This is a genomic window from Terriglobales bacterium, from assembly GCA_035454605.1.
GTDB lineage: Bacteria > Acidobacteriota > Terriglobia > Terriglobales > Acidobacteriaceae > DATMAB01.
On record DATIGQ010000123.1, the window covers coordinates 1 to 4,817 of the forward strand.

At 66.1% G+C, this 4,817-nt stretch carries 4 protein-coding genes; 3 read left to right on the top strand and 1 reads right to left on the bottom strand.

The features are described from left to right. Positions 1 to 152 precede the first annotated feature (152 nt). Positions 153 to 599, bottom strand: a complete 447-nt coding sequence (locus tag VLE48_08620) for a hypothetical protein (protein HSA93059.1) — start codon at positions 597 to 599, stop codon at positions 153 to 155. Between the two features lie 45 nt (positions 600 to 644). Here VLE48_08620 and tilS point away from each other — a divergent pair, with 45 nt between their 5' ends. From tilS to ftsH, 3 genes are all read left to right on the top strand, one after another. Continuing rightward, positions 645 to 2,120: a tRNA lysidine(34) synthetase TilS gene (gene tilS, locus VLE48_08625; GenBank protein ID HSA93060.1), complete on the top strand. Its 1,476-nt coding sequence runs from the start codon at positions 645 to 647 to the stop codon at positions 2,118 to 2,120. Continuing rightward, entirely contained in the window at positions 2,117 to 2,674 is a 558-nt protein-coding gene (locus VLE48_08630; protein HSA93061.1) for a phosphoribosyltransferase family protein, read from the top strand. Before tilS ends, VLE48_08630 begins: the two co-directional genes overlap by 4 nt. A 242-nt stretch (positions 2,675 to 2,916) precedes the next feature. Then, positions 2,917 to 4,817: ATP-dependent zinc metalloprotease FtsH (gene ftsH, locus VLE48_08635; GenBank protein HSA93062.1), on the top strand; the 1,901-nt coding region annotated here is incomplete at its 3' end.

Here is a 4,817-nt window from a genome sequence, read left to right on the forward strand (position 1 = left end):
GCTGCCGGGCTGAAACGCCAGGACAACAACGCCCATTTCACCAACGATCCTGCCCAGGTGCGCGCCTTCCAACAGGCGTTCGAGGCCATGTGGCAGGCGGAGGCAAATGAGATCGTGCAGTGAGGCAGGAGCCGGGCGGCAGCAGGCAGGTTTCAGCCGCAGGCTTCGCGAATCTCCTTCCACGCCGCCTTGAAGCGGCCGCGCTCCTGGGAACCGTCCTTGAAGAAGAGTTCGTAGGTGCCGTGGGCGCCGGCGCCGTCGAGGCGTTCGAGCACCAGGCTACCTCGCTCCGCACTCTCACAAGCGTTGGGCTTCGGACAGCGCACCGCATCGCCCGCCGCCCGCTGTCCCAGGTCGAAGTGACGCGGCTGGGTCAACGGGGCTTGCGGTAAGTCCCCGTACAGGGTGAGGAAGAGCCGGGCGGAGTTCTTCCCCGGATTCGGCACCTTGGTGAGCGTGATCTGGAGCGCGGGGCCGTCGGTGGGACCACAAGCGTGGCGGATGGTGGCGAAGGGATAGTTGGCCTGGCCACTTCCGCGCTGGGCGAAGGCCGCGGTCTGCAACAGCAGCCAGCCCAGAAACGCAACACGAAGGCGCATGGTTCCTCCCCTTGGCGCTGGAACGTCCCGCTCCGGGATTCTTGCATGGCCGGCGGCTTCCGCCCGCCGTGCCGGGAGTACGATGATAGCGTGCGGCTGACGGAAAAGATCCTGGCCTACGTGCGCGAACATGGCCTGCTGCCAGCGGGCGAACGCGTGGGCGCGGCCGTCTCGGGCGGGGCGGATTCGGTAGCCATGCTGCGGGCGCTGGTCGAGCTGCGCGAGCCACTGGGGATTGTGGTTTCCGTGCTGCACTTCCACCATGGCATCCGTGGGGAGGGGGCCGACGCCGACCAGAGGTTCGCGGCGTCGTTGGCCGAGGCCCACGGCCTGGTTTTTCTGAGCGAACGCGGCGACGCCCCCGCCACCGCGCGGGCACGCAAGCTCACGCTGGAAGAAGCGGCGCGCGAACTGCGCTACGCCTGGTTTCGCAAACTGTTGCAAGAAGGTGCCTTGGATTCCGTGGCTACCGCGCACACCGCCGACGACCAGGCAGAGACGGTGCTGCTGCGACTGCTGCGCGGTGCAGGAACGCGCGGGCTGGCGGGAATCTACCCCCGCAAGCAAGAAAAGCAGGGCGCAGTGATCCGGCCGCTTCTCACCGTGCGCCGCGGCGAGGTGGAAGACTACCTGCGCGGACTGGGACAAGCCTGGCGCGAGGACCCCATGAACGTAGACCTTCGCCATGCGCGCAACCGCGTGCGTCACGAGCTGCTGCCGTTGCTGGAGCGCGAGTACAGCCCGGGCATCGTCCCGGTGCTGGCGGACACGGCGGAGATCGCGCGTGGCGAGGAAGAGTTCTGGCAAGAGGAAGTTGCGCGGCTCCTGTCGCAGCTTGCAGAAGAGGCCACCTCCGGGCTTTCGCTCGACGCTGCCGCGCTCCGCCGGCAGCCGGTGGCGGTGCAGCGCCGCTTGCTGCGCGCCGCAGCCCAGGCCGCGGGTCTGCGGCTCAGCTTCCATCATTGCGAAGAAGTGCGGAGCCTGCTGGCAGGCCGCGGCGCTCCCTCTTCCTGCGACCTGCCGGAGGGCCGGCAGGCGGCCCTGTTGCGCGGCCGCTTGGTGTTCCAGAAGCGCGCCGAAAGCGCTGGTCCCGCCGAGTACGAGTATCGCCTGCGGGTTCCCGGCGAGGTGGAAGTCACCGAACTGGGCACCGTGATCCGCGCCTCTTTGGTGGCTTCGGCGGCCGGAAAGGCGGAGTATAATCGGGGCCGCTTTCTGGAGCCCCGGAAGCTCGAACCGGAACTGGTCGTGCGCAACTGGCGCGCCGGAGACCGATTCTGGCCGGCGCACAGCAAGTCGCCGAAGAAAGTAAAGGAACTGCTCGCCGCGCGGCGCGTCGCCGGTCCCGACCGCCGGCTGTGGCCGGTGGTGGCCAGCGGCTCCGAGATCGTTTGGATCCGCGGTTTTGCCGGGGCGCAGGCATTCGTGGCCAGCGTGGCCAGCGATGCGCTGTTGATTGAGGAAGTGCCGGCGGGAATCGCCGAGCGGGACACAACATCTTCTCCTGAGGCAGGTACGTGAAACAGAACGGCGCGAGCCTGAAGAGCCTGAAGACGCTGATCAGCGCGGAGCAGATCTCCAAGCGGGTGGGCGAGATCGCGCGCCAGATCTCGACCGACTATCAGGGTAAGACGCTCTACGCCGTGGGCGTCCTGGAGGACAGCTTCATCTTCATGGCGGACCTGATGCGCGCCCTCGAGGTCCCCGTCGTGTGCCAGTTCCTGAAGCCGGAGATGAAGGAAAAGCTGCAGGGCGCCAGCGAAAGCACCGAGATCTTTTACAGCCCCGAAGTGCACGTGGAAGGCCAGCACGTGATCCTGGTGGAGGCGCTGGTGGAATCGGGCGTGACCTCGGACTTCCTCATGCGCAACCTGATGGGCCGGGGCGCGGTGTCGGTGAAGCTGGTCACGCTGCTGGACAAGCAGTCGGCGCGGCGCATCGCCTTGCAGCCCGATTATTTCGGGTTCCAGATCGATAATTCCTTCGTGGTCGGCTACGGCCTGGGCGGCCCCGCCCTGGGACGCAACCTCCCCTATGTGGCCACCACCGCCGCGGCCTCCAAACCGGCACGGTAGAACGCGTTCCTCACTCCTTGGGTGGTTGTCAGGCCGATTACCCGGTTACGCCGGTAATCTTGCTGGCACCCGGGCCGGGGCCGATGATAAGAGCGGTGTAGCGCGACCAAAACAGGTACAATCCGTAGGTGAAGGCTGAATCCCGGGCCGAAGCAGGCCTGGGCGGCATCTAATTGTTTGCATAGGTCCCAAAAAGCCGCCCAGGGCATAGCCGGGAGCGGCCTTTTTCAGAGGAGCGCGTAGTGAATTCGACCGTCAAGACCATCGTGTTCTGGGTGCTGATTGCGGTGTCCGCGGTTCTGCTGTGGCACCTGGTGGTGCGGGCCGGCGGAGCCGGCGTGCAGGAGCGCGAAATCAGCTTCTCCGACTTCATGAACCAGGTGGACCAGGGCAAGATCGGGGAAGTCACCATCATCGGCGCCGAAGTGCGCGGCAAGTACCGCGAAGAGAACGCGATCTTCCACACCACCGTCCCCACCAACTACCCCGACATGATCACCATCCTGCGGGACAAGGGCGTCAGCATCAAGGTGAAGGACGTGCAGGGTGGAACCTGGTCGAGCTGGCTGCTGGGCCTGGCCCCGGTACTGCTGCTGATCGGGCTGTGGGTGTTCATGATCCGCCAGATGCAGATGGGCGGAAACAAGGCGCTGTCGTTCGGCAAGAGCCGCGCGCGCCTGCTCTCCATGCAGCAGAAGAAGGTCACGTTCAAGGACGTGGCCGGCGTGGATGAAGCCAAGGAAGAGTTGCGGGAGATCATCGAGTTTCTGCGCGAGGCGCAGAAGTTCCAGAAGCTGGGCGGGCGCATCCCCAAGGGAGTGCTGCTGGTCGGGCCTCCGGGTACCGGCAAGACGCTGCTGGCGCGGGCCGTGGCCGGTGAAGCCAACGTGCCCTTCTTCTCCATCTCCGGCTCGGACTTCGTAGAGATGTTCGTGGGCGTCGGCGCCAGCCGCGTCCGCGATCTGTTCGAGCAGGGCAAGAAGAACGCGCCCTGCATCATCTTCATCGACGAGATCGATGCCGTCGGCCGCCACCGCGGCGCCGGGCTGGGCGGCGGGCACGACGAGCGCGAGCAAACGTTGAACCAGTTGCTGGTGGAGATGGACGGCTTCGAGTCCAACGAAGGCGTGATCCTGATTGCCGCCACCAACCGTCCGGACGTACTGGACCCGGCGCTGCTGCGCCCGGGCCGCTTCGACCGCCGCGTGGTGGTGCCGCTGCCCGATGTACGCGGACGCGACGAGATCCTGCGCGTGCACACCCGCCGCATCCCGCTGCACGAAGACGTGGACCTGATGGTGATCGCGCGCGGCTCGCCGGGCTTCAGTGGCGCCGACCTCGCCAACCTGGTGAACGAAGCCGCGCTCAATGCCGCTCGCAACAACCGCAAGAGCGTCACCATGTACGACTTCGAACTCGCCAAGGACAAGGTCCTGATGGGCGCGGAGCGCAAGTCGCTGCTGCTGAGCGAGAGGGAAAAGAAAGTCACGGCCTATCACGAGGCGGGCCACGCGCTGGTGGCGGTGATGCTGCCCGAGGCCGATCCCATCCACAAGGTCACCATCATCCCGCGCGGCATGGCGCTGGGCGTCACCATGCAGTTGCCGCTGGATGACAAGCACACTTACAGCAAGAACTACCTGGAGACGCGCATCGCCATCATGATGGGCGGTCGCCTGGCCGAGGAACTGTTCCTCGACCAGCGCACCACCGGCGCCGGCAACGACATCGAGCAGGCCACCGAGCTGGCGCGCAAGATGGTCTGCGAGTGGGGCATGAGCGAACTGGGTCCCATCACCTTCGGCAAGAAGGAAGAGCAGATCTTCCTGGGACGCGAGATCGCGCAGCATCGCGACTACAGCGAGGAAACCGCCATCAAGATCGACCAGGAAGTGCGCCGCATCGCCGACCAGGGCTACAACACCGCCAAGCGGCTTCTGGAAGAGAATCGCGAGAAGCTGGTCCGGCTGGCGGAGACGCTGCTGGAGCGCGAAACCCTCGATGCCAACGAGATCCGCCTGGTGTTCGAGGGCAAGGAACTGCCGGTGAAACCGCGCGCGGGAACGCCCGAGGCCTCCCAGGTACAGCAGGTGCTTAAGCCCGAGCCGGGCCGCGCGCCGGGTCTCGCCGGAGAAAAGCCGGC